We start from the raw sequence: 24,635 nt of genomic DNA, 5'->3' as shown, positions 1-24,635 counted from the left end.
ACCGTCCGACCCGTCCGGCACGGCCCGGACAATGTGCGCGTGGACCTGGAACAGCTCGCCGCCCTGCGTACCGCCGAGGGGACGGCCGCGCTCGACGCCGCGACCCGGGTGGCCGGCGGCGACCCGCTGGCCGCGGCGTCCGCCCTGCGGTCGGCCGGCGTGCCGGCCGGGCTGGCCGCGGCGGCCCTGACCCAGGCCGAGCTGCGCCGCCGGGCGGCCGGCAAGTTCGGTCCGGCGGCGGCCGGGATGTTCCTCACCCGGGCCGGGCTGGAGCAGGCGACTCGCGGCCCGGTCGCGGCCCGGCGCGCCGCGCGGCTGCGGGCGGCCGGCGTACGCACGCTGGCCGACCTGGGCAGCGGCCTGGGCGCGGACGCGCTCGCCGCCGCCCGCGCCGGCATCCGGGTGTACGCGGTGGAGGCCGACCCGCTGACCGCCGCGATGGCCGCCGCGAACGCCGAGGCGGCCGGGCTGACCGAGCTGGTCAGCGTGGAGTGCGGCGACGCGACCGCCTTCGACGTCTCCCGGGTCGACGCGGTCTTCTGCGACCCGGCGCGGCGCGCCACCGGCACCGGCCGGCGGATCTTCGACCCGAAGGCCTACTCACCCCCGTGGGACTTCGTGACCGAGCTGGCCGAGCGGGTGCCGCGGACGGTGGTGAAGGTGGCGCCCGGGCTCGACCACGGGCTCATCCCGGCCGGCGCCGAGGCCGAGTGGGTCAGCGTCGACGGCGACCTGGTCGAGGCGGCGCTCTGGTGCGGCCGACTGGCCGAGGTCCCCCGCCGGGCCACGGTCCTGCGCGAGGCCCACCCGGGCGACGCCGACCAGCTCACCGGCTCGGGCGCCGAGGAGGCGGCCGTCGGGCCGGTCCGGGGATATCTGCACGACCCGGACGGGGCCGTCGTCCGCGCCCACCTCGTCGCCGAACTGGCCGACCGGCTCGGCGCGAACCTGGCCGACCCGACCATCGCCTACCTCTACGCGGACACCCCGGCGCGCAGCCCGTTCACCCGCTGCCTGGCGATCACCGACGTGCTGCCGTTCTCGCTGAAGCGGCTGCGCGCCCTGCTCCGCGAGCGCGGCGTGGGCCGGGTGGAGATCCTCAAGCGGGGCTCGGCGCTCACCCCGGAACAGCTCCGGCGGGACCTGCGGCTGTCCGGTGCCGCGGCCGCCAGCCTGGTGCTCACCCGGGTCGCCGGCGCGCCCACCGTGCTGGTGTGCCAGCCGGCCGGGGACTAGGTTGTCGACCGTGGCGGGACAGGGCACGCCGGCGACGGCACTGCTGACGAAGCGGAAGATCGCGCACAGCACCCATCCGTACGACGTGAGCCCGGACGCTCCGAACTACGGCGCGCTGGTCGCGGCGGCGCTCGGCGTACCGCCGGAGCGGGTGTTCAAGTCGCTGGTCACCGAGGTCGACGGCGGGCTCACCGTGGCGGTGGTGCCGGTCACCGGGGAACTCGACCTCAAGGCGCTGGCCGCCGCCGTCGGGGGCAAGCGGGCGGCGCTCGCCGACCGGGTGGTCGCCGAGCGGACCACCGGCTACGTCCGGGGCGGGATCAGCCCGCTGGGGCAGCGCAAGCGGCTGCCCACCGTGCTGGACGCCTCCGCGCTGGACTTCCCGACCATCTACGTCTCGGCCGGTCGGCGCGGCCTCCAGCTCGAACTCGCCCCGGCCGACCTGGTCACGTTGACCGGCGCGCAGACCGCCCCGCTCGCCGCCCGCTGACTCTCCTGCCACACGAACGATCTCCACTGTGGAGCGTGGTGCGGCCCCTTCGTCACGCGGGCCCGCAACGCCTGTCATCGCCCGCCGTCAGGCGTGGGAATGGCGCTTTCCTACGTGACCACAGTGGTCACTGGAGAGCGTTTTCTCGTCAGGTGACCTGGGAGTGACGAGCGCGTTGCTGAATTGTTACCGCCACCAACAAAAGTCGCCACCTCGGCACTCTTGTGCCCCAACCACGCACCGGAATACGTTGCCGGGCACAACAAAAGAAACACCTTCCCCCACCCCGAAAGGACCCTGCACATGCGTAAGGGGCTCCTCACCTTCGCCGCCGTGGGCCTCCTGGCCACCGGCAGCATGGCCGCCTGCGGCGACGACTCCGGTGGCAACGACCAGGCCGGCTCCGACAAGACCCCCAAGATCGGCGTGATCCTGCCGGACAGCAAGTCCTCCGCCCGCTGGGAGGGCGCGGACCGCAAGTTCCTGGAGGAGGCCTTCAAGGCCGCCGGCGTCCAGTACGACATCCAGAACGCGCAGGGCGACAAGACCCAGTTCCAGACCATCGCCGACCAGATGATCACCAACGGCGTCACCGCCATGATGATCGTCAACCTGGACTCCGGCACCGGCAAGGCCGTGCTGGACAAGGCGAAGTCGCAGGGTGTCGCGACCATCGACTACGACCGGCTGACCCTCGGCGGCTCGGCCGAGTACTACGTCAGCTTCGACAACGAGGCCGTCGGCAAGCTCCAGGGCGAGGGCCTCGTCAAGTGCCTCACCGACAAGGGCGCCAAGAACCCGTCGATCGCGTACCTCAACGGCTCCCCGACCGACAACAACGCGACCCTGTTCAAGAACGGGTACGACTCGGTGCTCAAGCCGAAGTTCGACGCCAAGGAGTACACCCAGGTCGCGGACGACTCCGTGCCGGAGTGGGACAACGCGCAGGCCGCCACGATCTTCGAGCAGCAGCTCACCAAGGCCAGCGGCAAGATCGACGGCGTGCTCGCCGCGAACGACGGCCTCGGCAACGCGGCCATCTCCATCCTGAAGAAGAACAAGCTCAACGGGAAGGTCCCGGTCACCGGCCAGGACGCCACCACCGAGGGCCTGCAGAACATCCTCGCCGGCGACCAGTGCATGACCGTCTACAAGGCGATCAAGGAGGAGGCGAAGGCCGCCTCGGACCTGGCCATCGCGCTCGCCAAGGGTGAGAAGAAGGACACCGGCCAGACGGTCAAGGACCCGGAGGGCGGTCGGGACGTCGCCTCGGTGCTGCTGACCCCGAAGGCGATCTACAAGGAGAACGTCAAGGACGTCATCGCGGACGGCTTCGTCACCAAGGAAGAGGTCTGCACCGGCGCCTTCGCGAAGCTCTGCACCGAGGCCGGCATCAGCTGAGCTGACGCCGTACCCGCCGAGGCGCAGCCCGCCGCCCGGCACGGGAGTTACCCCTCCCGTGCCGGGCGGCACTCGCCGGACGGGCTCCGAGATCTCCCCTCCATCCAAAGGAGACACCCCGTGTCAGCAACACCACTGCTGGAGCTACGCGGGATCGACAAGAGCTTCGGTCCCGTCCAGGTCCTCCGCGACGTCGCCCTCACCGCACATCCGGGCGAGGTGACCGCGCTGGTCGGCGACAACGGCGCCGGCAAATCGACCCTGGTCAAGTGCATCAGCGGCATCTACCCGACCGACGCCGGCGAGTTCCTCTTCGACGGCCAGCCGGTGAGCATCAACAGCCCACGGGACGCGGCCGCGCTCGGCATCGAGGTCGTCTACCAGGACCTCGCGCTCTGCGACAACCTCGACATCGTGCAGAACATGTTCCTCGGCCGGGAGAAGCGCAGCGGCATCGTCCTCGACGAGCCGACCATGGAACAGATGGCCGCGGAGACGCTGGCCGGCCTCTCCGTGCGTACCGTGAAGTCGCTGCGGCAGCACGTCTCCAGCCTCTCCGGCGGCCAGCGCCAGACGGTGGCGATCGCCAAGGCGGTCCTCTGGAACAGCCGGCTCGTCATCCTGGACGAGCCGACCGCCGCGCTCGGCGTGGCGCAGACCGCGCAGGTCCTCGAACTGGTCCGCCGGCTCGCCGACAACGGCCTGGCCGTCGTGCTCATCTCGCACAACATGAACGACGTCTTCGCCGTCTCCGACCGGATCGCCGCGCTCTACCTCGGCCAGATGGTCGCCCAGGTCAAGACCACCGACATCACCCATTCGCAGGTGGTCGAGCTGATCACCGCCGGCCGCTCCGGCAACCTCGGTCTCGCCACGGATCCGGCCTCCGCGGGCGGCAACGGCAACGGCGCGCAGCGGGCCGAATCGAGCACAGGAGGCACCCGATGACCACGACCGTCGTGCAGCAGGAAGGGCCGGCGGCCGTCACACCGGCGCCGACCGTCGGCGGCCACGCGCGCAACTACTGGAGCCGGGTACGCGGCGGCGACATCGGCGCGCTGCCGGCCGTGCTCGGGCTGCTCGTGCTCTGCACGGTCTTCTCGATCGCGCGGCCGTCGTTCCTCACCGCGGGCAACTTCGCCAACCTCTTCACCCAGGGGGCGGCGATCACGCTGATCGCGATGGGGCTGGTCTTCGTCCTGCTGCTCGGCGAGATCGACCTCTCCGCCGGCTACGCCAGCGGCGTCTGCGCGGCCGTGCTGGCCAACGTGGTGACCGTGCTCGGCTACCCCTGGTACGTGGCGGCGCTCGCCGCGATCTGCACCGGCGTGGTCATCGGCGCCACCCTCGGCTTCCTGGTCGCCAAGATCGGCATCCCGTCCTTCGTGGTCACCCTCGCCGGCTTCCTCGCCTTCCAGGGCATCGCGCTGATGCTCATGAAGGAGGGCAGCAACATCTCCGTCCGCGACGAGACGCTGGTGGCCATCTCGAACCGCAACCTTCCCCCGCTGCTCGGCTGGATTCTCGTCCTCGTAGCGGTCGTCGGCTACGCCGCCGTGCAGTTGCTCCGGCACCGCAACCGGGCGGCCCGAGGGCTGCTCACCGACCCGCTCGCGGTGGTGCTCGCCCGGATCGGTGGCCTGGCCCTGATCCTCGGACTGGCCGTCTTCATCCTCAACCTGGAGCGCAGCCGCAACGTCCTGATCACGTCGCTCAAGGGCGTGCCGATCGTGGTGCCGATCATCGCGCTGCTGCTGGTCGTCTGGACCTTCGTGCTCCAGCGCACCAGCTACGGCCGGCACGTCTACGCGGTCGGCGGCAACAAGGAGGCGGCCCGCCGGGCCGGCATCAACGTCGACCGGATCCGCATCTCGGTCTTCGTGATCTGCTCCACGATGGCGGCGGTCGGCGGCATCGTGGCGGCCAGCCGGGCCAACTCGGTGGACCCGAACACCGGCGGCAGCAGCGTCCTGCTCTACGCGGTGGGCGCGGCGGTCATCGGTGGCACCAGCCTCTTCGGCGGCAAGGGCCGGGTCCTCGACGCGGTGCTCGGTGGCGCGGTGATCGCCGTCATCGACAACGGCATGGGTCTGATGGGGTACAGCTCCGGCGTGAAGTACGTCCTCACCGGTGTCGTGCTGCTCCTTGCCGCGACCGTGGACGCCTTCTCCCGCCGCCGGTCGGTGACGACCGGCGCCCGCTGACCGCCGCAGCACCGGAACAACACCATGCGCGTGGGACCGAGTCAGGACGATATCCGTCGACAGAATCTCGGTGCGCTGCTGCGTCACGTGCACGTGCACGGGGCCACCACCCGGGCGGAGCTGACCACCGCACTCGGATTGAACCGCAGCACCATTGGCGCGCTGACCGCCGACCTGGCCGGCGCCGGGTTGGTCAGCGAGGGGACGCCGAAGGAGACCGGCCGGGCCGGGCGACCCTCACTGGTCGTCCGGCCCGAGTCGGCCCGGATCTACGCGTACGCGTACAGCATCGAGGTGGACCGGCTGCGGGCCGCGCGGGTCGGCCTCGGTGGCGCGGTGCTCGACCGCCGGGAGCTGGACCGGCCCCGGGGCCTGGTCGCCACGGACGCCGCGCCGCTGCTGGCCGGCGCGGCCAAGGAGATGCAGCAGTCGGTGCCAGCCGGGTCGATCTGCGTGGGCACCGGGGTGGCGGTCTGCGGCATGGTCCGCCGGGACGACGGCCTGGTCCGGCTCGCCCCGACCACCGGCTGGGTGGACGAACCGGTCGGCGCGGCGCTCGGCGCCGAACTGGGCATCGACGCACCGGTCACGGTGGGCAACGTGGCCGACGTGGCCGCCTTCGCCGAGTACGCCCGCGGGGCCGCCGCCGGCTGCGACAACGTCATCTACCTGTACGGGGACGTCGGCGTCGGTGCCGGCATCATCGCCGGTGGGCGCCGGTTGACCGGGCACGGCGGGTACGGCGGCGAGGTCGGCCACATGAAGGTGGTCCGGGGCGGCGAGCCCTGCGAATGCGGCTCCCGGGGCTGCTGGGAGACCGAGATCGGCGAGCACGGGCTGCTCCGCAACGCCGGCCGCTCGGACGCCCGGGGCCGCGAGTCGCTGCTGGCCCTCTTCGACGCCGCGGACCGCGGAGACGCCCGGGCCACCGCGGCGGTACGCCAGGCCGGCGACTGGCTCGGCTTCGGCGTGGCCAACCTGGTCAACATCTTCAACCCGGAGATGGTCATCTTCGGCGGCACCATGCGGGATCTCTACCTCGCCGCGGCGGCCCAGATGCGCAGCCGGCTCAACGCCAACGCGCTGCCCGCCTGCCTGGAGCACGTCCGGCTGCGTACCCCGAAGCTCGGTGACGACGCCGCCCTGATCGGCGCCGCCGAGCTGGCCTTCGAGCGCCTCCTCGCCGATCCGCTCGACGTCGGCTGAGCGACCCCGCAGCAAGCGGGCGATCGGCCAGGGCTTCGCCGCTCACCGGGCGACCTCCGGACCCCTCGACGTGTGTCCGGCCGACCGGCGGAGCCCGCCGGGGCGCTGCGCTGCGTACCCTGTCCGTCGTGGACGTCGAGCTGCGCGCCTCCGACGACGACCGGCATCGGGTCGTGACCGAGCTTCAGGGGCACACCGCCGCCGGACGGCTCACCCTCGACGAGTTCTCCGAGCGGGTGGGCGCGGTCTGGACCGCTCGGACGCTCAACGACCTCGCCGCGCTGACCCGCGACCTACCCGGCCCGGCCGGCGCGCCCGCCACCGGCCCGGCCACCGGGCAGGGCCGCCGGGAATTGCTGATCCTCTTCGCGGTCGCCGCGCTCACCCTGCTTCTGCTCTTCGTGTTCATGGCCGTCAGCCGCTGACCGGCGGTCCAGCTGCCGCCAGGTCCGGCCGGTGAACGGAATCAGAGTCACCAGCAGGTAGGCGGTGCCGAAGAGCAGGCAGGCGATCGGCAGCCCGGCCTGACCGGCCGCCTGACCGGCGAGCAGCCCGCCGAGCGGAATACCCGCCCAGGAGATGGCGTGCGCCGGGCCGAGGACCCGGGCCCGCAACGGCTCCGGCACCCGCTCGTAGACCACCGCGCCGAGGATCGGGTTGACCGCGGCGATCGCCAGACCGGCCACGAAGGAGACCAGGTAGACCGCCCAGAGCCGGTCGGTGACCGCCAGGACCAGGAAGCGCGGCGCACCGGCGAGCAGCAGGCCGACCGCGAACGCGGCGAAGCGGGGCACCCGCGGCGCCAACGCGGTGAAGACCACGTTGCCGAGCACCGCGCCGACCGCGAACACCCCGGAGAGCACGCCCAGCGCCGCCGGCCCCCCGGTCGCCTCGCGGGCCCACACCGGCGCCAGCACCGAGAAGTACGCGGCGTCGGCCAGGTTGGTGGCGAAGAGCAGCAGGGTGATCGCGCCCATCAGCCGGTCCTGGCGCAGGTAGCGCAGCCCAGCCGCGAGCGAGCGCAGATAACCGGTCGGCGCGGGCCGCCGGGTCGCGGCCGGGGGTCGGGGGCGGACGGTGGCCGTCACCAGCGCGGCGGCGGCCAGGAAGCTCGCCGCGTCCAGCGCCAGCACCAGCGCGGCGTCGAGGGTGGCGATCAGCACGCCGGCCAGCGCGGCGCCGAGCAGGGTGGCCAGCCGGCCCAGCCCGTCGTGCAGGGCGGTGGCGCGGGTCAGGTCCATGCCGGAGCCGGCCACCGTGTCCGGGAAGAGCACCCGCTTGGCGGTGTCCCCGAAGCCGCGGAGCAGCCCGACCGCGCCGATCAGCAGCAGCAGCGTGCCGAAGTCGAGCCGGTCCAGCACGTGCAGCAGCGGCACGGCGGCCAACGCCAGCCCACTGGCCAGGTCGGCGACGATGCTCGCCCGGCGCGCACCGACCCGGTCCAGCAGCGGGCCGCCCAGGCCGCAGGCCAGCACGTACGGCAGCATCTCGACGAACGCCACCAGCCCGGTACGGCCGGCGCTGCCCGTGGTGACCAGGGTGAACCAGGGCAGCGCCACCATGCTCATCCGGGAGCCGAGCAACGAGACGAGCTCGGCGGTGAGCAGCCCGACCAACGGGCGGCGGCCGCTCATCGCCGCCCCTCGGGCCCGCCCACCGCCCCCGCGTCGTCGGCCGGCGCGGGTCGGAGCGGCTCCTCCGCCGGCGGGTCGTCGGTCTCCGCCGCCGGTGGTACGCCGAGGAACGGCATCAGCTGCGCCTGCACCACCACCGTCGCCGCGTCGGGTGGGGCGCCGACCCCCGGCTCGTCCCGCCGGTACGCGTCGAGCAGGGCACCGATCCGGCCGTGCAGCTCGGTCGCCTCGGCGGGGGTCAGCCGGAGCCGCCAGTCGCTCAGCGTCGGCGCGCCGGACCACTGGCTGGGCAGGGCGGGCAGCTCGCCGAGCCACCGGTCGATCCGGTCGGCGTACATCGCGGCGACGGCGCGCAGATAGGTCTCGGCCGCGGCCGGTGCGGCGTGCCCGACCACGCCGTCCAGCACGGTGTTCCGGTGTGCGGCGCGCCACCAGCGCTCCCGGCCCACCGCCCGCCCGGGCTCGTCGACCACGAACCCGTAGCGGGCGAGTTGACGCAGGTGGTAGCTGGTGGCCCCGGTGGACTGGCCGAGCCGGGTCGCGAGGCCGGTGGCGGTCGCCGGGCCGTGCTCGCGCAGCAGGTCGAGCAGGCGCACCCGCAGCGGGTGGGCGAGGCCGCGCAGGGCGGTCGGATCGGGGCGGATCTCGTCGGCGGGCACGCTTGCAAAGCTATCTGTGCAAAGAAACCTTTGCAAGACCGTCGACGGGACCAGAAACGCGGCGTCCCGATGAACTGATCGGGCGAGCAGTCCGTACCAGTGGGCGGACGGGCGGCCCGCGGGGTGGCCGCCCGGTCAACGTGTTCGGTCCGGACCGAGGAGGCACCGCAGACATGGCACCGCTCAGATCCGCCCGTCGCCGGTCGGGACATCGGGTTCACCGCGCGGCGGTGCTGCTCGTCGCGATCGTGGCCGGCCTCGGTGTGCTGCCCGGCGTGGCCGTCGCCGCGCCGGCCGGCGGGCAACAGCTCAACGCCGCCGACATGACGCTGCTCAACGGGGTGCGGTTGGCCGGGCTCTGGGAGATGCCCGCCGGCCAGATGGCCGCCGAGAAGGGCCAGTCCGCCAAGGTCCGGGAGATCGGGGCGGGCATCGCCGGCGAGCACCAGGAGCTGGACCAGCTCGTGGTCGACGCGGCCAACAAGCTGGGCGCGAGCATCCCCACCGAGCCGACCGCCGAGCAGAAGGGCTGGCTGTCGGAGATGCAGAACGCCTCCGGCGCCCGGTTCGACCAGATCTTCGTCACCCGGCTCCGGGTCGCCCACGGCAAGATCTTCCCGGTGATCGGCGCGGTCCGGGCCAGCACCCGGGACGCCACCGTGCGCAAGCTCTGCGACGACGCCAACCGGTTCGTGCTGCACCACATGCAGATGTTGGAGAGCACCGGCCTGGTCCGCTGGCCCGAGCTGCCGCCGGCGGCCCTCCCCGCGCCCGGCAAGGACGGGCTGCTCGCGGCCGCCTCCGCGAACACCGGCCCCGGAGTCGGGGTCAGCAGCACGGTGGTCTGGCTGGTCTTCCTCGCCGCCCTCGGCACCGGCGGCCTGGCCACCTACCGCCTCCTGCGCCGCACCTGACCCCACCCTGGCCCTTCTCCCCGCCCGGAATCCTCCGGTGATCAAGAGATCCGCGTCGGATCGAGCCCGTCATCTGACGCGGGTCTCTTGATCACCCCGAAGGGGTGGGGGTCGGGCCGTGCCAGGAGTGCCAGAGGGCGGCGTAGGAGCCGTCGGCCGCGACCAGCTCGTCGTGCGAGCCCAGCTCGGTGATCCGGCCGTCCTCGACCACCGCCACCCGGTCCGCGTCGTGAGCCGAGAAGAGCCGGTGCGCGATGGCGATCACCGTCCGCCCTTCGAGCACGGCCGCGAGGGACCGCTCCAGCGCCCGGGCGGCACGCGGGTCGATCAGCGAGGTGGCCTCGTCCAGCACCAGGGTGTGCGGGTCGGCCAGCACCAGCCGGGCCAGCGCGAGCTGCTGGGCCTGCGCCGGGCTGAGCGGGTGTCCGCCGGAGCCGACCATCGTGTCCAGCCCGTTCGGCAGCGCGTCCGCCCAGTCCAGGGCCGCCACCGCGGCCAGCGCCGCCCGGACGTCCGCCTCGGTCGCGGCGGGCCGGACCATGGCGACGTTCTCGCGGAGCGTACCGATGAAGACGTGGTGTTCCTGGGTGACCAGGGCGACGTGCGAACGCAGCTCGGCCAGGGGCAGCGTGTCGAGCCGGCGACCGGCCACGGTGACCGAGCCGCTGCCCGGCGCGTGCACCCCGGCGAGCAGCCGGCCGAGCGTCGACTTGCCGGCGCCCGACGGGCCGACCATGGCCAGCTTCTCCCCCGGCTCGGGCGCCAGGGTCACCCCGTGCAGCACGTCCCGACCCGCCCGGTAGGCGTAGCGGACGTCCCGGGCGACCAACTGCCGCTCCCGGTCGCCCGATCCGCCGCCAGCAACGACAACGGCACCGGCGGCAGCCAGCGGGTCGGGAGCGGCAGCCGGCGGGGCGGATGCGCGAGCCGGTGCGGCGGCGGTGCCGGGTTCGGCCACGCCGAGGAGGCGGGCCATCGAGGCGCCGCCGACCTGCAACTCGTCCAGCCAGGAGAGCAACCGGTCCACCGGGTCGACGAGCTGCTGCACGTAGAGCGTGGCGGCCGTGACCTGGCCGAGGCTCACCCAGCCCTTCAGATAGAACCAGCCACCGATGATCAGGGTCGCCACCACCGGCACCACGTAGCCGATCTCGGCCACCGGGAAGAAGATGGTCCGCAGATAGAGCGTGTAGCGCTCGGCCGCGTACGACCGGCGGATGTCGGCGTCGGTGCGGGCCCGGCGGCGCGCCTGCTGGCGCAGCGCCTCGGTGGTCCGCGACCCCTCGACGGCCTCGCTGATCCCGTCGGTGATGTCCGAGTAGGCCGCGTTCTCCCGCAGGTATCCGGCGGGCGCCCGGCGCAGGTACCAGCGGGTGCCGGCCCAGAGCACCGGCACCGCGATCAGGCAGGGCACCGCGAGCAGCGGGCCGACCAGTAGCAACGCGCCGATGATGAAGCCGGCGGTGACGATCGCGATCAGCGTCTCGGGCACCGCGAGGCGGACCGTCCGGGACAGGGCCGAGACGTCCCGGGAGGTGCGGGTGAGCAGGTCGCCGGTGCCGGCCCGCTCCACAGTGGCCAACGGCAGGGCGAGCACCCGGTCGACGAACTCCTCGCGCAGCTCGGCGAGCACCCGCTCACCGAGCCGCGCCGACGCCAGGTGGGCGAACCGCACCAGCACCGCCTGCACCAGCACGAAGCCGGCGATCAGCAGGGCGATCCGGTCCACCGTCACCCGGGACGTGCCCCGGGAGATGCCCTCGACCAGGTCGCCGAGCAGGCGCGGGGCGACCAGGCCGGCCGCCGCGCCCAACGCGTGCAGGCCGAGCGCGGCGGCGAGGGCGCGCGGATGGCGGCGGATCAGCGTACGCGCGTAGCGGCGCACCTGCGCCGCGTCGGCGACCGGCAGCGCGACGGCCATCAGTCCTCCCCTCGGCTGACCGTGCTCCGGTAGCGCGGCTCGGTGTCCTGCAGGTCGGCGTGGCTGCCCTCGGCGACCACCTTGCCGTCCTCCACGAAGATCACGTGGTCGGCGTGCCCGAGAAGCAGCGGGCTGGTGGTGCAGACCAGGGTGGTGCGGCCGTCCCGGGCGGAGCCGAGCCGCGCCGCGATCCGGGCCTCGGTGTGCGCGTCGACCGCGCTGGTGGGCTCGACGAGCAGCAGGGTCTCCGGGTCGGCGACCAGCGCCCGGGCCAGCCGCAGCCGCTGCTGCTGCCCGCCGGAGAACTCCCGGCCACGCTCGGCGACGAGGCTGTCCAGCCCGTCCGGCAGCGCGTCGACGATATCGGTGGCGCTGGCCGCCCGCAGCGCCGCGTCGAGCGCCGCGTCGTCGGCCGCCCCGTGCGGGTCCAGCTCCGTGCGGAGCTGCCCGGTGAAGAGCCGCGCGTCGTTGTCGGCCACCAGGATCCGCTCCCGCACCGTCGCCAGCGCCAGCTCCCGCAGCGGTACGCCGTGCAGCGACGCGTCCGAGTCGTTGTACCGGCCGAGCCGGTCGACGATCGCGACGGCGTCCTCGGGCGCGGTGGCGGCGAGCGCGGTGAACCGGCCCGGCGGCACCCGCACCCCGGACTCGACGTCAACCAGCTCGCCCGGGCCGCCCGGCACGGTCGCCGAGCGGGCCGGGTCGGCCAGCTCCGGGGTGAGCTGGAGCAGCCGGACCACCCGCCGTGCCGCCACGTGCCCCCGGGTCAGCTTGTCCACCGCCTCGGTGAGCTGCCGCAGCGGGCTGACCAGGAACGCCGTGTAGCCGTAGAAGGCGACGAGCTGCCCCGCGCTGATCTGGCCGGCCAGCGCGAACCGGGCACCGAGCCAGGTGACCAGCACCAGGAACGCGCCGGGCAGCAGCACCTGCGCCGCCTCCAGCAGCGCCTGGACCCGGGCCACCCGGACGCCGTGCGTACGTAGCGCCTGCGACTCGTCGCGATAGCGGGCCGACAGCACCGGTTCGCCGCCGACGCCCCGCAGCACCCGCAGCCCGGAGACGATGTCGCCGGCCCGCGTGGTCAGTGCCCCCTCCGCGTCGCGGTACGCGTGCTGCTGCCTGTGCAGCGGCCGGATCAGCAGCCCGACCACCGCCATCAGCACCGGTACGCCCAGGACCACGACCAGGCCGAGCGGCATCGAGGCGTCCAGCAGGATCACCGCGACGGTCGCGATGGCGACCAGCGCGCCGGTGCCCCGGGCGGTGATGTCGATCGCGTGGCCGATCTGTTCGATGTCCGACGTGCCGATGCTCACCACCTCGCCGGTGGCGACCCGGCGGGGCAGGGCCGCACCGAGCCGGTTCGCGGTCTCCACGGTGAGCTGCACCGTCCGATAGGCGGCGGCCAGCCAGTTCCGCACCGCGCACTGGTGGCGCAGGATCCCGGCGACGGCCTGGAGCACGCCCAGGCCGAGGAGCACCAGACCCCAGGTGACCAGCGCGTCGGAGTCCCGGCGGCTGAGCCCGTCCACGGCCCGCCCGACGGCGGCCGGCATCAGCGCCTGGGCCACCATCCAGGTGACACCGAGCAGCAGCCCGGCGCTGAAGAGCAGCTTGTGCCGGGCGGCCAGCCAGATCAGGTAGCGGGTCGCCGACCGGGAATCGGGTACGCCGGGTTCCCCGGCCGGTGAGAAGCGCATGGCCCTTCGACGTTAGGCGGCCGGCGGGCGGCGGCGCGAACCAATTACCGCCCTCTGATCAGCGGTCGACCTGCGTGAAGTCCCACGAGTGGGGCGGCCGGGCGACCAGCAGGGCGGGCGGGTCGGGCAGCGGCCGCGGGCTGTTGCGCCATTTCGAGATGACCACGACCCGGTGGTCGGTGGAGGAGTAGACCTCACTGGACACGTGCATCGGGTCGTGCTCGAAGTCGGGCAGCGCGGTGTCGCAGACCCAGGTGATCAGGTCAGCGACGGCGTACGACTCCGCGCGCACCTCCCACATCCTGACGATCATGTCGGCCGCCCCCGTCACACGCTGACCGTGGTGAGCGGCAGTGCCGAGTCCGCCGGCAGGTCCAGCCGGCTCGGTGCGACGCCGGCGGCGACCAGGTGCGAACCGAGCGCGGCCACCATCGCCCCGTTGTCGGTGCAGAGCTTGGGGCGGGGCACCCGGACCCGGATGCCGTGCTTCTCGGCGCGCTGCTCGGCCATCGCCCGCAGCCGCGAGTTCGCCGCCACTCCCCCGCCGATGACCAGCGTCTCGATCCCGTTGCTGCGGCAGGCGTCCAGCGCCTTCCTGACCAGCACGTCGCAGACCGCCTCCTGGAAGGACGCGGCCACGTCCGCGACCGGCACCGGTTCGCCGGCCCGTTGCCGGGCCTCCACCCAGCGGGCCACCGCGGTCTTCAGACCGGAGAACGAGAAGTCGTACCGGTGCGCGGCGAGGTCCTTGGCGGCGGTCAGCCCGCGCGGGAAGCCGATGGCCGCCGGGTCACCGGCCCGCGCCTCGCGGTCGATCGGCGGGCCGCCCGGGAACGGCAGCCCGAGCAGCCGGGCGACCTTGTCGAAGGCCTCACCGGCGGCGTCGTCGATGGTGGCGCCGAGCGGGGTGACGCCGCGGGCCAGGTCGTCGACGAGCAGCAGCGACGAGTGCCCGCCGGAGACGAGCAGCGCGATCGCCGGCTCGGGCAGCGGACCGTGCTCCAGGGTGTCCACCGCCACGTGCGCGGCCAGGTGGTTCACCCCGTAGACCGGCTTCTCGGCGGCGAGCGCGTACCCCTTGGCGGCGGCCACCCCGACCAGCAGCGCGCCGGCCAGACCGGGGCCGGAGGTGACCGCGATGGCGTCGATGTCGGCGAGGGTGACGCCGGCCTCGGCGAGCGCCCGGTCCATGGTCGGCACGATCGCCTCCAGGTGGGCCCGGCTGGCCACCTCGGGCACCACGCCGCCGAATCGGGCGTGCTCCTCGACGCTGGAGGCGAGCGCGTCGGCGAGCAGGGTGTGCCCGCGGACGATGCCGACACCGGTCTCGTCGCACGAGGTCTCGATGCCGAGGATGAGCGGTTCGTCGGCCATGGGATCAGTCCTCGTCCCGCTGCATGACCAGCGCGTCGGTGTTGCTCGGTTGGTAGTAGCCGCGCCGCACCCCGATCGGCTCGAACCCGTACGTGGCGTAGAGCCGCTGGGCGGCGGCGTTGTCCACGGCGACCTCAAGCAGAGTGCTGCGCGCGCCGCGCCGGGTGGCCTCGGCGAGCAGCTCTTCCAGCAGGACCCGGCCGACGCCACGCCGCTGGACGTCGCGGCGGACCGCGATGTTCTGCACCCACACCTCGTTCGGCGGGGCACCGGCGAGCCCGGCGTAGCCGAGCACCGCGCCGTCGGCGTCGACGGCGACCCGGTAGTGGTGCCCGTTGGCCAGCTCGTTCCAGAACATCGCCGGCGACCACTGCTCGGCGCCGAAGAGGTCCGCCTCGATCGGGAGCACGTCGTCGATGTGCCACCACCGGAACCGCTTCAGGCGGACCGCGCTCACGGCAGCACCGGCTTGCGCGCGATCGTCGCCACCGCGTCCGGACGCCGCAGGTAGAGCGGGGTGAGTCGCTCGCTGGGCGCGCCGGCCCGGATCCGCTCGCCGGCGAGCAGCGCCAGCACGGTGGCGTCCGGGTAGCGCGGCTCGACCCGGACCGGCAGGCCCAGCGCCTCGGCGTAGCGGTGCGCCCCGTCGCCGACCGCGACGGTCGCCGCCAGCTCGCGGGCGCGCGCGGCGGCCACCGCCGGCGTGGACACCTCGGGCCCGACGATCCGCTGGCCGGCGCCGTCGTAGACGGCCCAGTAGAGCTCCTTGCGGCGGGCGTCGCTGGCGGCCAGCACCGGCTCGCCGGCCGCCGCCGGGTGGCCGATGCCGTCCAGCGAGCAGACGCCGTACGTGGGGATGCCGAGCACCTGACCCATGGTGGCGGCGGTGACCAGGCCCACCCGCAGCCCGGTGAAGGGCCCCGGGCCGAGCCCGGCGACGATGGCGCCCAGGTCGCCCGGGCGGGCGTCGGCGTCGGCCAGGACCGCGTCGACCTGGGGCGCGAGCAGTTCGCCGTGCGCCCGGGCATCGACCGTGCACCGGTGCGCCCGGGACGTCACACCGTCCGCCGAAACCTCCACCAGCGCCGCGGTCACCGCAGGGGTCGAGCTGTCCACCACGAGTACGAGCACGGTAAGCCAGCCTAGCCGCCCCCGCCGTCACGCCCGGTGACGCCCCGCCCCCACCGACACCCGGGAAGCACCGAGCGTCGGCTCGACGACCGCGGCCGGCCCGCACCGAGCGCCAGCCCGACGACCGTTCCGGGCGGTGCCGACGGGCGGGCTGCTCCCCCCGCCTGTCCCGGCGAGCGTGATACCGCTGAGTCATCAATATGCCTCTGCGGTATCGCGCTCACCGCGACATGCCCGACCATGCCGGGATGCCAACCCGCCTCGTCCACCTCCTCGGCCGTACCGTCCGGCGGCAGCGCGAGTCGCGCGAGCTCAGCCAGCGTGAGCTGGCGAGCCTGGCCGGCGTCAGCCAGGCCACCGTGGCCCGGATCGAACGCGGCGACCGGGCGGCGGGCCTGCCGCTGCTGGAGCGGCTGCTCGCCGCGATGGACGTGCAGCTCACCGTGGCGGTCGAGCCGCTCGACGCGCACCTGGACGCCACGCTGGCCGAGCTGGCCGCGCGCCCACTGGCCGACCGGATCGACGAGCTGGGCCTGCACCGGCTGCTGGACAACCTCGGTGACCTGCCGTACGTGATCGCGGGCGGCACCGCCGCGCTGCTCCAGGGCGCCCCACTCCCGGTCGACGCGGTGGAGGTCGCGATCCGCTGGCGCGACTCGGCCCGCTTCACCCGGTGGCTCGAGGCCGCCTACGGGCAGCGCTGGAACGCCCGGTGGGGCGAGTTCGGCGGCGTGCACCTGGAGCCCGAGGAGCAGGGCGAGCACCGCTGGCAGACCCGCCACGGCGAGATCCGGGCGAGCATGTGCGACGAGCTGCCCGACGCCGTCGAGGTGCGGCACGGCGAGCGGAGCTATCCGGTGGTGCCGCTGGTCGCGCTGGAGGTGGCCAACCCGCGCGTGGCGGGGCTGCTGCGGGTCCACCGCGAACGTGCCGCCGCGGGCGGTGGGGCGGACCCGGCAGCCGCGGCGGGGTGAGCGGTCAGCCGGCTGACTTCTCCCAGTCGATGGTGGGCAGGCCGGCGTCGGCGAGAGCCTTGTTGGCCGCGCTGAACGGCCGGCTGCCGAGGAAGCCGCGCGGGTTCATCGGGCTCGGGTGACCCGCCTCCAGCACCACGTGCTGCGGGTTGGTCACCAGCGCCGCCTTCTTGCGGGCGTAGCCGCCCCAGAGCAGGAAGACCACCCGGCCCGGCGACGCGTCGAGCGCCCGGATGGTGGCGTCGGTGAACTCCTCCCAGCCGGAGTTGGCGTGCGAGCCGGGGGTGGCCTGGCGAACGGTCAGCACCGAGTTGAGCAGCAGCACACCCTGGGCCGCCCAGCCGTCGAGGTTGCCGCTGCGCGGCTTCGGCACCCCGAGGTCCTCGCCGAGCTCCTTGAAGACGTTGCGCAACGACGGCGGGACGCTCACCCCCTCGCGGACGCTGAAGCTGAGCCCGTGCGCCTGCCCGGCCCGGTGGTAGGGGTCCTGCCCGAGGATCAGCACCCGGCACGCCTGCGGCGAGCAGAGCCGGTAGGCGGAGAAGAGGTCCGCCAGGGGCGGGAAGACGGTCCCGGTGGCGTATTCCCGGGCGACGAACTCGGCCAAGGCCGCGGTGCGGGCCGGATCGAGGTGCGGGGTGAGGGCGGCCCGCCACTCCTCCGGCAGTAGCGCGAGCAGATCCAGGGCGGGTATGTCGGGCATCGGCAACCTTTCGCAGTCGGTCGGCCCTTCCTACCAGCCCGCTCCGACAGCGTGCCGGCGGCCCGGGCTCCGGTCAGCGCAGGGCGGCCAGGCGCTGGGCCCAGTCGCCGCCGACCGGGTCCAGCTCGACGATCCGGGTGTCGTCGTCGCGGCGGTCGATGCGGACCCGCAGATGGGCGTCGACCAACTGCTCGACCATGCCCTCGCCCCACTCGACCACGGTCACCGACTCGTCCACCGAGGCGTCCAGGTCCAGGTCGTCGATCTCGGCCCGCGGGTCGGCGGCCTCGCCCAGCCGGTACGCGTCGGCGTGCACCAGCGCCACCCGCCCGCCCCGGGCCCGGTCCGGCCGGTGCACCCGGGCGATCACGAAGGTCGGCGACGTGATGTCGCCGAGCACGCCGAGCCCCGCACCGATGCCCTGGGTCAGCGCGGTCTTGCCGGCACCCAGCGGCCCGGTCAGCAGGACCAGGTCGCCGGCGCGCAGCACGCCGGCGAGGCGATGGCCGAACTCGTGCGTGTCGGCCAGGGTCGGCAGCTTCACGACCTGACTCACAGCCCCTCCAGGAAACTCGCCAACGCGGCGTTGACCTCGACCGCGTGTTCCAGCATGACCACGTGCCCACTATCGGAGATCTTGACGAACTCGGCGTGCGGCAGCCGCCGGACGATCTCCTCGGAGTGGGTCACCGGGGTGATCATGTCCTTGTCGCCGACCACCACGAGCACCGGTGTGTCGGCGAGCGCGGCCAGCGCGGGATACCGGGAGTGCGTCGCCAGCGTCCGCAGGTAACGGGTGACCGTGTCCGCGGACGTGCGCGAGTTCATCGTCTCCACGTACGACACCAGGGCCGGGCTGGGCTTGCGGGTTCCGAAGCCGTACTTCCGGGTCAGCAGCCAGGCCACGTTCGACGTCGACTTGCGGGCCTTGTCGATGACCGTGCCGCCGTACCGGGTGGCGTTGCTCATCATGAACAGCACCGGCCCGCCGACCCGGCCGAGCAGCGCCGGCGCCACCAGCTTCGTCTCGGCGAGCAGCCCGCCCGAGGTGGCCATCAGCACGGTGCCGACCACCCGGTCGCCGAACATCTCCGGGAACAGTTCGGCGAAGGCCATGATGGTCATCCCACCCATCGAGTGGCCGACAAGCACCAGCGGTCCCTCGGGGGCGGTCCGGTCGATCACCCGGCGCAGGGTGTGGCCCAGCGCGGCGAGGTCGTACTCCCCGGTCTCCAGCCGACCGGAGCGGCCGTGCCCGGGCTGGTCGTAGGCGACCACCCGGTGCTCGCCCCGCTCGGTGAGCATCCGGCGCTGGAAGTGGAACGTCCCCATGTCCAGGCAGAAGCCGTGCACCAGCACGACCGTCGGGTTGCCGGGCACCGGGCGGGTCGGCTCGACCACCTCGACGTGGATGTCCGTGCCGTCCGGCAGCTCCAGCCGGAACGCCTCGTCGTACCGCAGCTGGTCGAAGGGCTCGAGCGCGCAGGGATCGGACGGGTCGGCCTTGAGCTTGCGGACCAGGGCCCGCTCGGTGGCGACGCCGGCGGCGAGCCCGGCGGCGGCCACGCCCACCGCGGCGCCGACCACCCCGGCGACCCGGCCGGTGGCCGTCCGCGGGCGGGGAATGCGGTACCGACTCACGGGGCTACCTTGGCTCGCGACTGCGGGGCTCGCAAAACCGGCTCACTCCTCGCGCTCACGGGGCTACCTTGGCTCGCGACTGCGGGGCTCGCAAAACCGGCTCACTCCTCGCGCTCACGGGCGCTCGCCGTCGTAGACCCGCGGCACCCGGGTGCCGCCGAACCGGGTGACGATCTCGTAGTTGATGGTGCCCACCGCGTCGGCCCAGTCGTCGGCCGTCGGCTCACCGTCCGCGCCGCTGCCGAAGAGCGTCGCCACGTCGCCGGCGGCCACCGGGTCGTCGCCGCAGTCCAGCACGAACTGGTCCATGCAGACCCGGCCGGAGATGACCCGCCGGGCGCCGCCGAGCTGCACCGGTCCGCTGTTGGAGGCGTGCCGGGGCACCCCGTCGGCGTAGCCGAGCGGCACCACCGCGAGGTTCGACTCGCGGTCGGTGGTGTAGGTGTGCCCGTACGAGACGCCGGTGCCGGCCGGTACCCGCTTGGTGAGCATCACCCGGGCCCGGGCGGTCATCGCGGGGCGCAGCCCGAAGGTCTCCCCGGCGATCGGCGAGAGCCCGTAGACGGCCAGCCCGGGCCGGACCAGGTCGAAGTGGGTGTCCGGCCGGGTCAGGGTGGCCGCCGAGTTGGCCAGGTGCCGGTAGCGCGGGCGCAGCCCGGCCTGCTCGACCATGGCCAGCCCCTCGTGGAAGACAGCCAGCTGCCGGTCGGTGGTCGGATGCCCGGGCATGTCGGCGTAGACGAAGTGGCTCCACACCCCGACCACCTCGATGAGGCCGTCGGCCTGCGCCTTCGCGGCCGCGTCGAGCAGGGCCGGCCAGTCCGCGACGGTGGCCCCGCCGCGGGAGAGGCCGGTGTCGATCTTGAGGTGCAGCCGGGCGGGGCGCTCGGCCCGACGGCTCGCGTCGAGCATCTCGTCCAGCTGGGGCAGGCTGGCGGCGGCCAGGTCGACCCCGGCGGTGACCCCCTCGTGCAGCGGCAGCCCGGGGGCGAGCAGCCAGGCCAGCACCGGGACGGTGATCCCGGCCCGGCGCAGCGTGAGCGCCTCGTCGAGGGTGCAGACGCCGAGCCAGTCCGCGCCGCCGTCGAGCGCGGCGCGGGCGGCCGGGATCATGCCGTGGCCGTACCCGTCCGCCTTCACCACCGCCATCAGCTCGGCGGTGGTGCCGGACCGGAGTCGGCTCACGTTCTCACGGATCGCGTCGAGATCAACGCGCACCTCGGCCTGCCACATGTCCCCAGCCTACTTTCCGCCGTGATCACCCCGCCGGTCGACGCACGGCGACCGCGCGGAACCGGTCGCCGGGGCCGTCGGCGGGACGGTCAGCCCAGCCGGGCGACGACCGGACGCAGCGCGGTCGCCACGTCGGGCGCGGTCACCGGTCCGCCCCGGGCCGCCTCCCGGCCGGCCAGCCCGTGCAGGTACGCCGCCGCGGCGGCCGCCTTCGCCGCCGGCACCCCGCCGGCGAGCAGTGCGCCGAGCAGCCCGGCCAGCACGTCCCCGGTGCCCCCGGTGGCCAGCGCCGAGGTGCCGGTCGGGTTGACGTACGCCTGGCCGTTCGGGGTGCCGATCACCGTGCGGTCACCCTTGAGCAGCACCACCGCGTTCATCCAGGCGGCGAGCCGCAACGCGGCGGAGACCCGGTCCGCACCCGGCTCCTCCCCGCTGAGCCGGGTGAACTCCCGGTCGTGCGGGGTGACCACGATCGGCGCGTCCCGACGGCGCAGCTGCTCGGCGAGCGAGCCGTCGACCAGCAGGGTGAGCGCGTCCGCGTCGAGCACCACCGGCACCGGCGCGGCGAGCACCGCACGCAGCTCGCTCGCCGCGTCGTCGCCGGTGCCCAGCCCCGAGCCGCAGACCCACGCCTGCACCCGGCCGGCGTCGGCGACCCGGCTGGTGGCGATCACCGACGGGTGCTGGTGCACCACCTCGGCCCGGGCGCCGCCGGCGTAGCGGACCATCCCGGTCGGCCCGGCCAGCGCACCGCCGACGGAGAGCACCGCCGCGCCCGGGTAGGTCGCCGAGCCGGTGGCCACCCCGACCACCCCCCGGCTGTACTTCTCCGAGGCCGGGCCCAGGGTCGGCCACCAGTCGACGACGTCGGACCACTCGGTGACCCGCAGCGCCGGACTGCCGCGCAGCCACGGCTCCAGCCCGATGTCGACCAGCTCGACCTGGCCGGCCAGCGGCGCGGCGGGGCCCACCACCAGCGCCGGCTTCAAGGCCCCGAAGGTCACCGTCACGTCGGCCCGGACCGCGCTCGGCCGGCCGGCGGCGGTCACCGGCACGTGGCCGGTGTCCACCGCGACCCCGCTCGGCACGTCAACCGCCACCACCGTGGCCCGTTCGCCGTCCCGACCGCGGTGCCGGACCAGGCTGGCCGCCAACTGCTCCGCGGTCTCCCGCAGCCCACCGGTGCCACCAATCCCGACGATCCCGTCCAGCAGGAGGTCGACTACGGCCGGCGGCCGGTCGACCACCCGTCCGCCGGCGGCCCGCAGCGCGGCCAGCCCTTCCGCGTGCGCCCGCCCCGGGGTGACCAGCAGGGCCGACACGGCCGCGCCCCGCCGGGCCAGTTGCGCGCCGGCGAAGAGGGCGTCGCCGCCGTTGTCGCCGGAGCCGACCAGCAGCAGCACCCGGGAGCCGTACACCCCGCCCCGGTCGGCGAGCAGCAGCGCGCAGCGGCGCGCCAGCCCGCCGGCCGCGCGTTGCATCAGCGTCCCGGGCGGGAGGGTGGCCATCAGGCCGGCCTCCGCCGCGCGTACGTCCGCCACCCGCCACACCGGTCTCATGCCGTCGGCCCCCGTCTCCACTCGCGGGCGTGCCCGTCGGCAGCCCGACCGATCTCAGCGTTCCGCGACCACCATCGCCGAGGCGATCCCGCCGTCGTGGGACAGCGAGAGGTGCCAGCGGCTCACCCCGCGCTCGATCGCCGCCGCGGCCACCGTGCCGGAGACGGTCAGCCAGGGTCGCCCGTCCGGATCCGGCACGATCTCGCAGTCGTGCCAGCTCAGCCCGGCCGGCGCGCCGAGCGCCTTGGCCACCGCCTCCTTGGCGGCGAAGCGGGCGGCGAGCGACTCGGGCGAGCGTGGGTTGCCGGAGCGGGTGTAGCGCTCGGCCTCGGTGAAGAGCCGGTCGGCGAGCAGCGGCGTCCGGGCGAGCGCCCGGGCGAACCGGTCGACCAGGACGACGTCGATGCCGACAGCGACGATCACCAGCTCACCCTACCGGCGCGGAAGCCGGCACATTAGCGGCCGGCATGGCCCCGGGCAACGCCTGTGGACGACCGAGGCGTGCGCCAACCGTCCGCTGTCCACAGGGTGCCCGGGGCGGCCCGCCGGACACCTAACGTCACCGGTGTCGATGTCGATCCACACGGGGGTGCGGGGATGACCGAGGAGCCGTTCACCGTCCAGCCGGAGGCGTTGCGAGACGTGGCCCGGGCGCTGGACGACGACGCCTACCGGCTGGCGCGCGGGCTGGCCGGGGCGGCGGGCCTGGTGGTGCCCGCCCCGCAGTGGCGGGCGGGCCCGGCGCTGGCCGGGCTGGAGTCGGCGGTGCACGGCTGGCTGGGCGGGCTGGGTGGCCGGGTGGCCGCGACCGGCGGTGCGGTGCGGGCGGCGGTGACGGCATATCAGGCCGTCGACGAGCGCGCGGCCCGTCGCCTCGCCACGCTGCCCCGGTGACCACCCAGCTCGGGACCGGCGATCCCGCCCTCCTGCGGACGGCCGGGACCGGAACCGCCAGGCCCGGGACGGTCGGGGTCGGGACGGCCGGGGTCGGGAGCGCCGGGCCCGGAACCGCCCGGTCCGGAACGGCCGGGCCGGCGGTCGGCTACGACCAGCTCTGGGCGGCCGACCCCGGCGCGTGGCGGGCCGCGGGCGCGGCCTGGGCGGGGCTGACCGGCCTCGTCGAGCGGCGCGCCGGCGAGCTGGCCGAGCGGGCGACGGCGCTGCGCGCCGGCTGGTCCGGCCCGGCGGCCACGGCGGCCGGCGGCCGACTCACCGCGCTGCGCGGCGAGCTGACCTCGATCGCTCCCGCGCTGATCGAGGCCGACCAGGTGCTCGCCGACTACGCGGCCCGGCTCGCCACCGCGAAGGGTCGGCTGGCCGCGGCGGTGGCACTGGCCGACGCGTCCGGGTTGCTGGTCGACCGGGACGGTCGGGTCGGCGCGGATCCGGCCCGGGCCCGGCCGAGCGAGCGGGACGGTCCGGCCGCCGCCCGGGTGACCGCGGCGCTGCGCGGGGCGCTGGGGCTGGCCGGGGCCGCCGACCGGGCGGTGACCGCGCGGCTCGACGAGCTGACCACCGCCGTCGGGGCGGGTTGGCCGGGCACCCCGTCGTCCGGCCGGCCGGCGACCGACGCCACCGCGGCACAGGTCCGGGCGTGGTGGGCGGGGCTGACGCCGGCCGAGCGGCGTTGGCTGGTGGCGCACGAGCCGGCCCTGGTCGGCCGGCTGGACGGCGTGCCGGTGGCAGCCCGGGACCAGGCCAACCGGCTGCTGCTCGGCGCCCGCCGCGCGGAGCTGCTCGCCGAGCGGGGCCGCCTGCTCACCCGGGTGCCACCCGGGCCGGTCGAGACGATCCGCCTGCACGCGCTCGACGGGCGGCTGGCCGGCCTGGACGCGCTCGCCGACCGGCTGACCGGGTCGGCGGGGCCGCGCGCCTACCTGCTCGGGCTGGATCCGGCCGGCGAGGGCCGGGTGGTGGTGGCGCTGGGCGACCCCGACCAGGCCGACCGGGTGCTGACCTACGTGCCGGGCATGACCGCCGGCCTCGACGACGCGCCCGGTGAGCTGGGCCGGGCGGCGCGGGTGCTGGAGCGGTGCGCCGCGCTCGACCCTGGCGAGCAGAGCGCCGCCGTGCTCTGGCTCGACTACGACGCACCGGACTTCCTGCACGAGGCGGTCACCGCCGGCCAGGCTCGGGACGCCGGGCCGGCGCTGCACCTCTTCCAGGAGGGGCTACGGGCCACCCATGACGGCCCGCCGGCCCGGCAGACGGTGCTCGGGCACAGCTACGGGTCGCTGGTGGTGGGCACGGCCGCCCGGGATCACGGGCTGGCGGCCGACGCGCTGGTCTTCGTCGGCTCGCCGGGGGTCGGCGTCGCTCACGCCGCCGAGCTGCGCCTGCCACCCGAGCAGGTCTGGGCGAGCAGCGCACCGGACGACGCGATCCGGCTGGCCCGGCCGCCGGGCGAGCTGCTCCGGCCGCCGCTGCTCGACGTGTCGCCGTTGGCCGCCGCGCTCGGCCTGCCGGGGCGTGGCGAGCACGAACTCTGGTTCGGCCGGGACCCGGCCGCCGCGAGCTTCGGTGGCCAGGTCTTCCCCAGTGGCCGACACGGGCACACGGGTTACTGGGAGCCGGGCAACCCGGCCCTGGACGGCATGGCGCGCATCGTGCTCGGCCGGTGAACCACGCGCGCTCCGGCCGCCGCGTGCGCGGCGG

Annotated in this window: 24 protein-coding genes and 1 pseudogene; 11 read left to right on the top strand and 14 right to left on the bottom strand. The window is 74.7% G+C overall.

The window, feature by feature from the left end:
* Positions 1–39: 39 nt before the first annotated feature.
* The 7 genes from AB0C04_RS09805 to AB0C04_RS09775 all read left to right on the top strand — a co-directional run bounded on the left by AB0C04_RS09805 (position 40) and on the right by AB0C04_RS09775 (position 6,962).
* The gene (locus tag AB0C04_RS09805) at positions 40–1,236 is read left to right on the top strand and encodes a methyltransferase domain-containing protein (protein WP_357051001.1); all 1,197 of its coding nucleotides are present in this window, start codon (positions 40–42) and stop codon (positions 1,234–1,236) included.
* 10 nt (positions 1,237–1,246) lie between these two features.
* Positions 1,247–1,726: a Cys-tRNA(Pro) deacylase gene (ybaK, locus tag AB0C04_RS09800; RefSeq protein WP_357050998.1), complete on the top strand. Its 480-nt coding sequence runs from the start codon at positions 1,247–1,249 to the stop codon at positions 1,724–1,726.
* 303 nt (positions 1,727–2,029) lie between these two features.
* On the top strand, positions 2,030–3,127 hold the full coding sequence (locus AB0C04_RS09795) for a sugar ABC transporter substrate-binding protein (protein ID WP_357050995.1): 1,098 nt from the start codon (positions 2,030–2,032) through the stop codon (positions 3,125–3,127).
* A gap of 120 nt (positions 3,128–3,247) precedes the next feature.
* Positions 3,248–4,075: an ATP-binding cassette domain-containing protein gene (locus AB0C04_RS09790; RefSeq protein ID WP_357050992.1), complete on the top strand. Its 828-nt coding sequence runs from the start codon at positions 3,248–3,250 to the stop codon at positions 4,073–4,075.
* The gene (locus tag AB0C04_RS09785) at positions 4,072–5,331 is read left to right on the top strand and encodes an ABC transporter permease (protein WP_357050989.1); all 1,260 of its coding nucleotides are present in this window, start codon (positions 4,072–4,074) and stop codon (positions 5,329–5,331) included. The genes AB0C04_RS09790 and AB0C04_RS09785 overlap by 4 nt, the downstream gene beginning before the upstream one ends.
* A 24-nt stretch (positions 5,332–5,355) precedes the next feature.
* Positions 5,356–6,537, top strand: a complete 1,182-nt coding sequence (locus AB0C04_RS09780; RefSeq protein ID WP_357050987.1) for an ROK family protein — start codon at positions 5,356–5,358, stop codon at positions 6,535–6,537.
* A gap of 128 nt (positions 6,538–6,665) precedes the next feature.
* The gene (locus tag AB0C04_RS09775) at positions 6,666–6,962 is read left to right on the top strand and encodes a DUF1707 domain-containing protein (RefSeq protein WP_357050984.1); all 297 of its coding nucleotides are present in this window, start codon (positions 6,666–6,668) and stop codon (positions 6,960–6,962) included.
* Positions 6,963–7,004: 42 nt separating this feature from the next.
* On the opposite strand, the pseudogene AB0C04_RS09770 reads toward AB0C04_RS09775, so the two are convergent.
* Together AB0C04_RS09770 and AB0C04_RS09765 are read right to left on the bottom strand one after the other, a co-directional pair.
* Positions 7,005–8,171 (bottom strand): annotated as a pseudogene (locus tag AB0C04_RS09770) (MFS transporter); the annotation flags it as partial.
* Positions 8,168–8,830: a winged helix-turn-helix domain-containing protein gene (locus tag AB0C04_RS09765; protein WP_357050981.1), complete on the bottom strand. Its 663-nt coding sequence runs from the start codon at positions 8,828–8,830 to the stop codon at positions 8,168–8,170. The pseudogene AB0C04_RS09770 and the gene AB0C04_RS09765, both read right to left, overlap by 4 nt.
* A gap of 173 nt (positions 8,831–9,003) precedes the next feature.
* Between AB0C04_RS09765 and AB0C04_RS09760 the strand changes: the two genes are divergently transcribed.
* The gene (locus AB0C04_RS09760) at positions 9,004–9,744 is read left to right on the top strand and encodes a DUF4142 domain-containing protein (protein ID WP_357050978.1); all 741 of its coding nucleotides are present in this window, start codon (positions 9,004–9,006) and stop codon (positions 9,742–9,744) included.
* 91 nt (positions 9,745–9,835) lie between these two features.
* Here AB0C04_RS09760 and AB0C04_RS09755 read toward each other — a convergent pair whose 3' ends face one another.
* From AB0C04_RS09755 to tsaB, 6 genes are read right to left on the bottom strand one after another with little or no spacing between them, the layout of a single operon-like run.
* Positions 9,836–11,665, bottom strand: a complete 1,830-nt coding sequence (locus AB0C04_RS09755; RefSeq protein ID WP_357050975.1) for an ABC transporter ATP-binding protein — start codon at positions 11,663–11,665, stop codon at positions 9,836–9,838.
* Positions 11,665–13,365 (bottom strand): ABC transporter ATP-binding protein, encoded by a 1,701-nt coding sequence (locus AB0C04_RS09750; RefSeq protein ID WP_357050972.1) that lies wholly within the window; start codon positions 13,363–13,365, stop codon positions 11,665–11,667. Before AB0C04_RS09750 ends, AB0C04_RS09755 begins: the two co-directional genes overlap by 1 nt.
* A gap of 58 nt (positions 13,366–13,423) precedes the next feature.
* Positions 13,424–13,678, bottom strand: coding sequence for a hypothetical protein (locus AB0C04_RS09745; RefSeq protein ID WP_357050969.1), 255 nt, complete (start codon positions 13,676–13,678; stop codon positions 13,424–13,426).
* A 14-nt stretch (positions 13,679–13,692) separates the two neighbouring features.
* On the bottom strand, positions 13,693–14,739 hold the full coding sequence (gene tsaD, locus AB0C04_RS09740; RefSeq protein ID WP_357050966.1) for a tRNA (adenosine(37)-N6)-threonylcarbamoyltransferase complex transferase subunit TsaD: 1,047 nt from the start codon (positions 14,737–14,739) through the stop codon (positions 13,693–13,695).
* A gap of 4 nt (positions 14,740–14,743) precedes the next feature.
* On the bottom strand, positions 14,744–15,196 hold the full coding sequence (rimI, locus tag AB0C04_RS09735) for a ribosomal protein S18-alanine N-acetyltransferase (RefSeq protein WP_357050963.1): 453 nt from the start codon (positions 15,194–15,196) through the stop codon (positions 14,744–14,746).
* Positions 15,193–15,870, bottom strand: a complete 678-nt coding sequence (gene tsaB, locus AB0C04_RS09730; protein WP_350871325.1) for a tRNA (adenosine(37)-N6)-threonylcarbamoyltransferase complex dimerization subunit type 1 TsaB — start codon at positions 15,868–15,870, stop codon at positions 15,193–15,195. Before tsaB ends, rimI begins: the two co-directional genes overlap by 4 nt.
* 248 nt (positions 15,871–16,118) lie before the next feature.
* Between tsaB and AB0C04_RS09725 the strand changes: the two genes are divergently transcribed.
* Complete coding sequence (locus tag AB0C04_RS09725; RefSeq protein WP_357050959.1) at positions 16,119–16,844, top strand: helix-turn-helix transcriptional regulator; 726 nt, start codon at positions 16,119–16,121, stop codon at positions 16,842–16,844.
* Between the two features lie 4 nt (positions 16,845–16,848).
* On the opposite strand, the gene ung is transcribed toward AB0C04_RS09725, so the two are convergent.
* The 6 genes from ung to AB0C04_RS09695 all read right to left on the bottom strand — a co-directional run bounded on the left by ung (position 16,849) and on the right by AB0C04_RS09695 (position 22,403).
* On the bottom strand, positions 16,849–17,547 hold the full coding sequence (gene ung / locus AB0C04_RS09720) for a uracil-DNA glycosylase (protein WP_357050956.1): 699 nt from the start codon (positions 17,545–17,547) through the stop codon (positions 16,849–16,851).
* Positions 17,548–17,620: 73 nt separating this feature from the next.
* Entirely contained in the window at positions 17,621–18,103 is a 483-nt protein-coding gene (gene tsaE, locus AB0C04_RS09715) for a tRNA (adenosine(37)-N6)-threonylcarbamoyltransferase complex ATPase subunit type 1 TsaE (protein ID WP_357050953.1), read from the bottom strand.
* The gene (locus AB0C04_RS09710) at positions 18,100–19,188 is read right to left on the bottom strand and encodes an alpha/beta hydrolase (protein WP_357050950.1); all 1,089 of its coding nucleotides are present in this window, start codon (positions 19,186–19,188) and stop codon (positions 18,100–18,102) included. Before AB0C04_RS09710 ends, tsaE begins: the two co-directional genes overlap by 4 nt.
* Before the next feature lie 114 nt (positions 19,189–19,302).
* On the bottom strand, positions 19,303–20,421 hold the full coding sequence (gene alr, locus AB0C04_RS09705) for an alanine racemase (protein WP_357050947.1): 1,119 nt from the start codon (positions 20,419–20,421) through the stop codon (positions 19,303–19,305).
* 89 nt (positions 20,422–20,510) lie between these two features.
* Positions 20,511–21,980: an NAD(P)H-hydrate dehydratase gene (locus tag AB0C04_RS09700; RefSeq protein ID WP_357050944.1), complete on the bottom strand. Its 1,470-nt coding sequence runs from the start codon at positions 21,978–21,980 to the stop codon at positions 20,511–20,513.
* Between the two features lie 54 nt (positions 21,981–22,034).
* The gene (locus tag AB0C04_RS09695; protein ID WP_357050941.1) at positions 22,035–22,403 is read right to left on the bottom strand and encodes a holo-ACP synthase; all 369 of its coding nucleotides are present in this window, start codon (positions 22,401–22,403) and stop codon (positions 22,035–22,037) included.
* Positions 22,404–22,577: 174 nt separating this feature from the next.
* Here AB0C04_RS09695 and AB0C04_RS09690 point away from each other — a divergent pair, with 174 nt between their 5' ends.
* Complete coding sequence (locus tag AB0C04_RS09690) at positions 22,578–22,874, top strand: hypothetical protein (RefSeq protein WP_357050938.1); 297 nt, start codon at positions 22,578–22,580, stop codon at positions 22,872–22,874.
* Positions 22,871–24,601 carry an alpha/beta hydrolase gene (locus tag AB0C04_RS09685; protein WP_357050935.1) on the top strand — a complete coding sequence of 577 codons (1,731 nt, stop codon included), beginning with the start codon at positions 22,871–22,873 and terminating at the stop codon, positions 24,599–24,601. The genes AB0C04_RS09690 and AB0C04_RS09685 overlap by 4 nt, the downstream gene beginning before the upstream one ends.
* Positions 24,602–24,635: the final 34 nt, after the last annotated feature.

Source organism: Micromonospora sp. NPDC048909, assembly GCF_040649635.1.
In the GTDB taxonomy this organism is placed as follows: domain Bacteria; phylum Actinomycetota; class Actinomycetes; order Mycobacteriales; family Micromonosporaceae; genus Micromonospora.
This window is presented reverse-complemented; position numbering and strand designations above follow the sequence as displayed.

What these genes read in the sequence shown, in the direction of transcription:
- AB0C04_RS09795 (WP_357050995.1), top strand. Translation starts at nt 2,030, where the DNA reads ATGCGTAAGGGGCTCCTCACCTTCGCCGCCGTGGGCCTCCTGGCCACC.
- AB0C04_RS09785 (WP_357050989.1), top strand. Translation starts at nt 4,072, where the DNA reads ATGACCACGACCGTCGTGCAGCAGGAAGGGCCGGCGGCCGTCACACCG.
- AB0C04_RS09780 (WP_357050987.1), top strand. Translation starts at nt 5,356, where the DNA reads ATGCGCGTGGGACCGAGTCAGGACGATATCCGTCGACAGAATCTCGGT.
- AB0C04_RS09760 (WP_357050978.1), top strand. Translation starts at nt 9,004, where the DNA reads ATGGCACCGCTCAGATCCGCCCGTCGCCGGTCGGGACATCGGGTTCAC.
- AB0C04_RS09755 (WP_357050975.1), bottom strand. Translation starts at nt 11,665, where the DNA reads ATGGCCGTCGCGCTGCCGGTCGCCGACGCGGCGCAGGTGCGCCGCTAC.
- AB0C04_RS09750 (WP_357050972.1), bottom strand. Translation starts at nt 13,365, where the DNA reads ATGCGCTTCTCACCGGCCGGGGAACCCGGCGTACCCGATTCCCGGTCG.
- AB0C04_RS09745 (WP_357050969.1), bottom strand. Translation starts at nt 13,678, where the DNA reads ATGATCGTCAGGATGTGGGAGGTGCGCGCGGAGTCGTACGCCGTCGCT.
- tsaD (WP_357050966.1), bottom strand. Translation starts at nt 14,739, where the DNA reads ATGGCCGACGAACCGCTCATCCTCGGCATCGAGACCTCGTGCGACGAG.
- AB0C04_RS09725 (WP_357050959.1), top strand. Translation starts at nt 16,119, where the DNA reads ATGCCAACCCGCCTCGTCCACCTCCTCGGCCGTACCGTCCGGCGGCAG.
- ung (WP_357050956.1), bottom strand. Translation starts at nt 17,547, where the DNA reads ATGCCCGACATACCCGCCCTGGATCTGCTCGCGCTACTGCCGGAGGAG.
- alr (WP_357050947.1), bottom strand. Translation starts at nt 20,421, where the DNA reads ATGTGGCAGGCCGAGGTGCGCGTTGATCTCGACGCGATCCGTGAGAAC.
- AB0C04_RS09700 (WP_357050944.1), bottom strand. Translation starts at nt 21,980, where the DNA reads ATGAGACCGGTGTGGCGGGTGGCGGACGTACGCGCGGCGGAGGCCGGC.
- AB0C04_RS09690 (WP_357050938.1), top strand. Translation starts at nt 22,578, where the DNA reads ATGACCGAGGAGCCGTTCACCGTCCAGCCGGAGGCGTTGCGAGACGTG.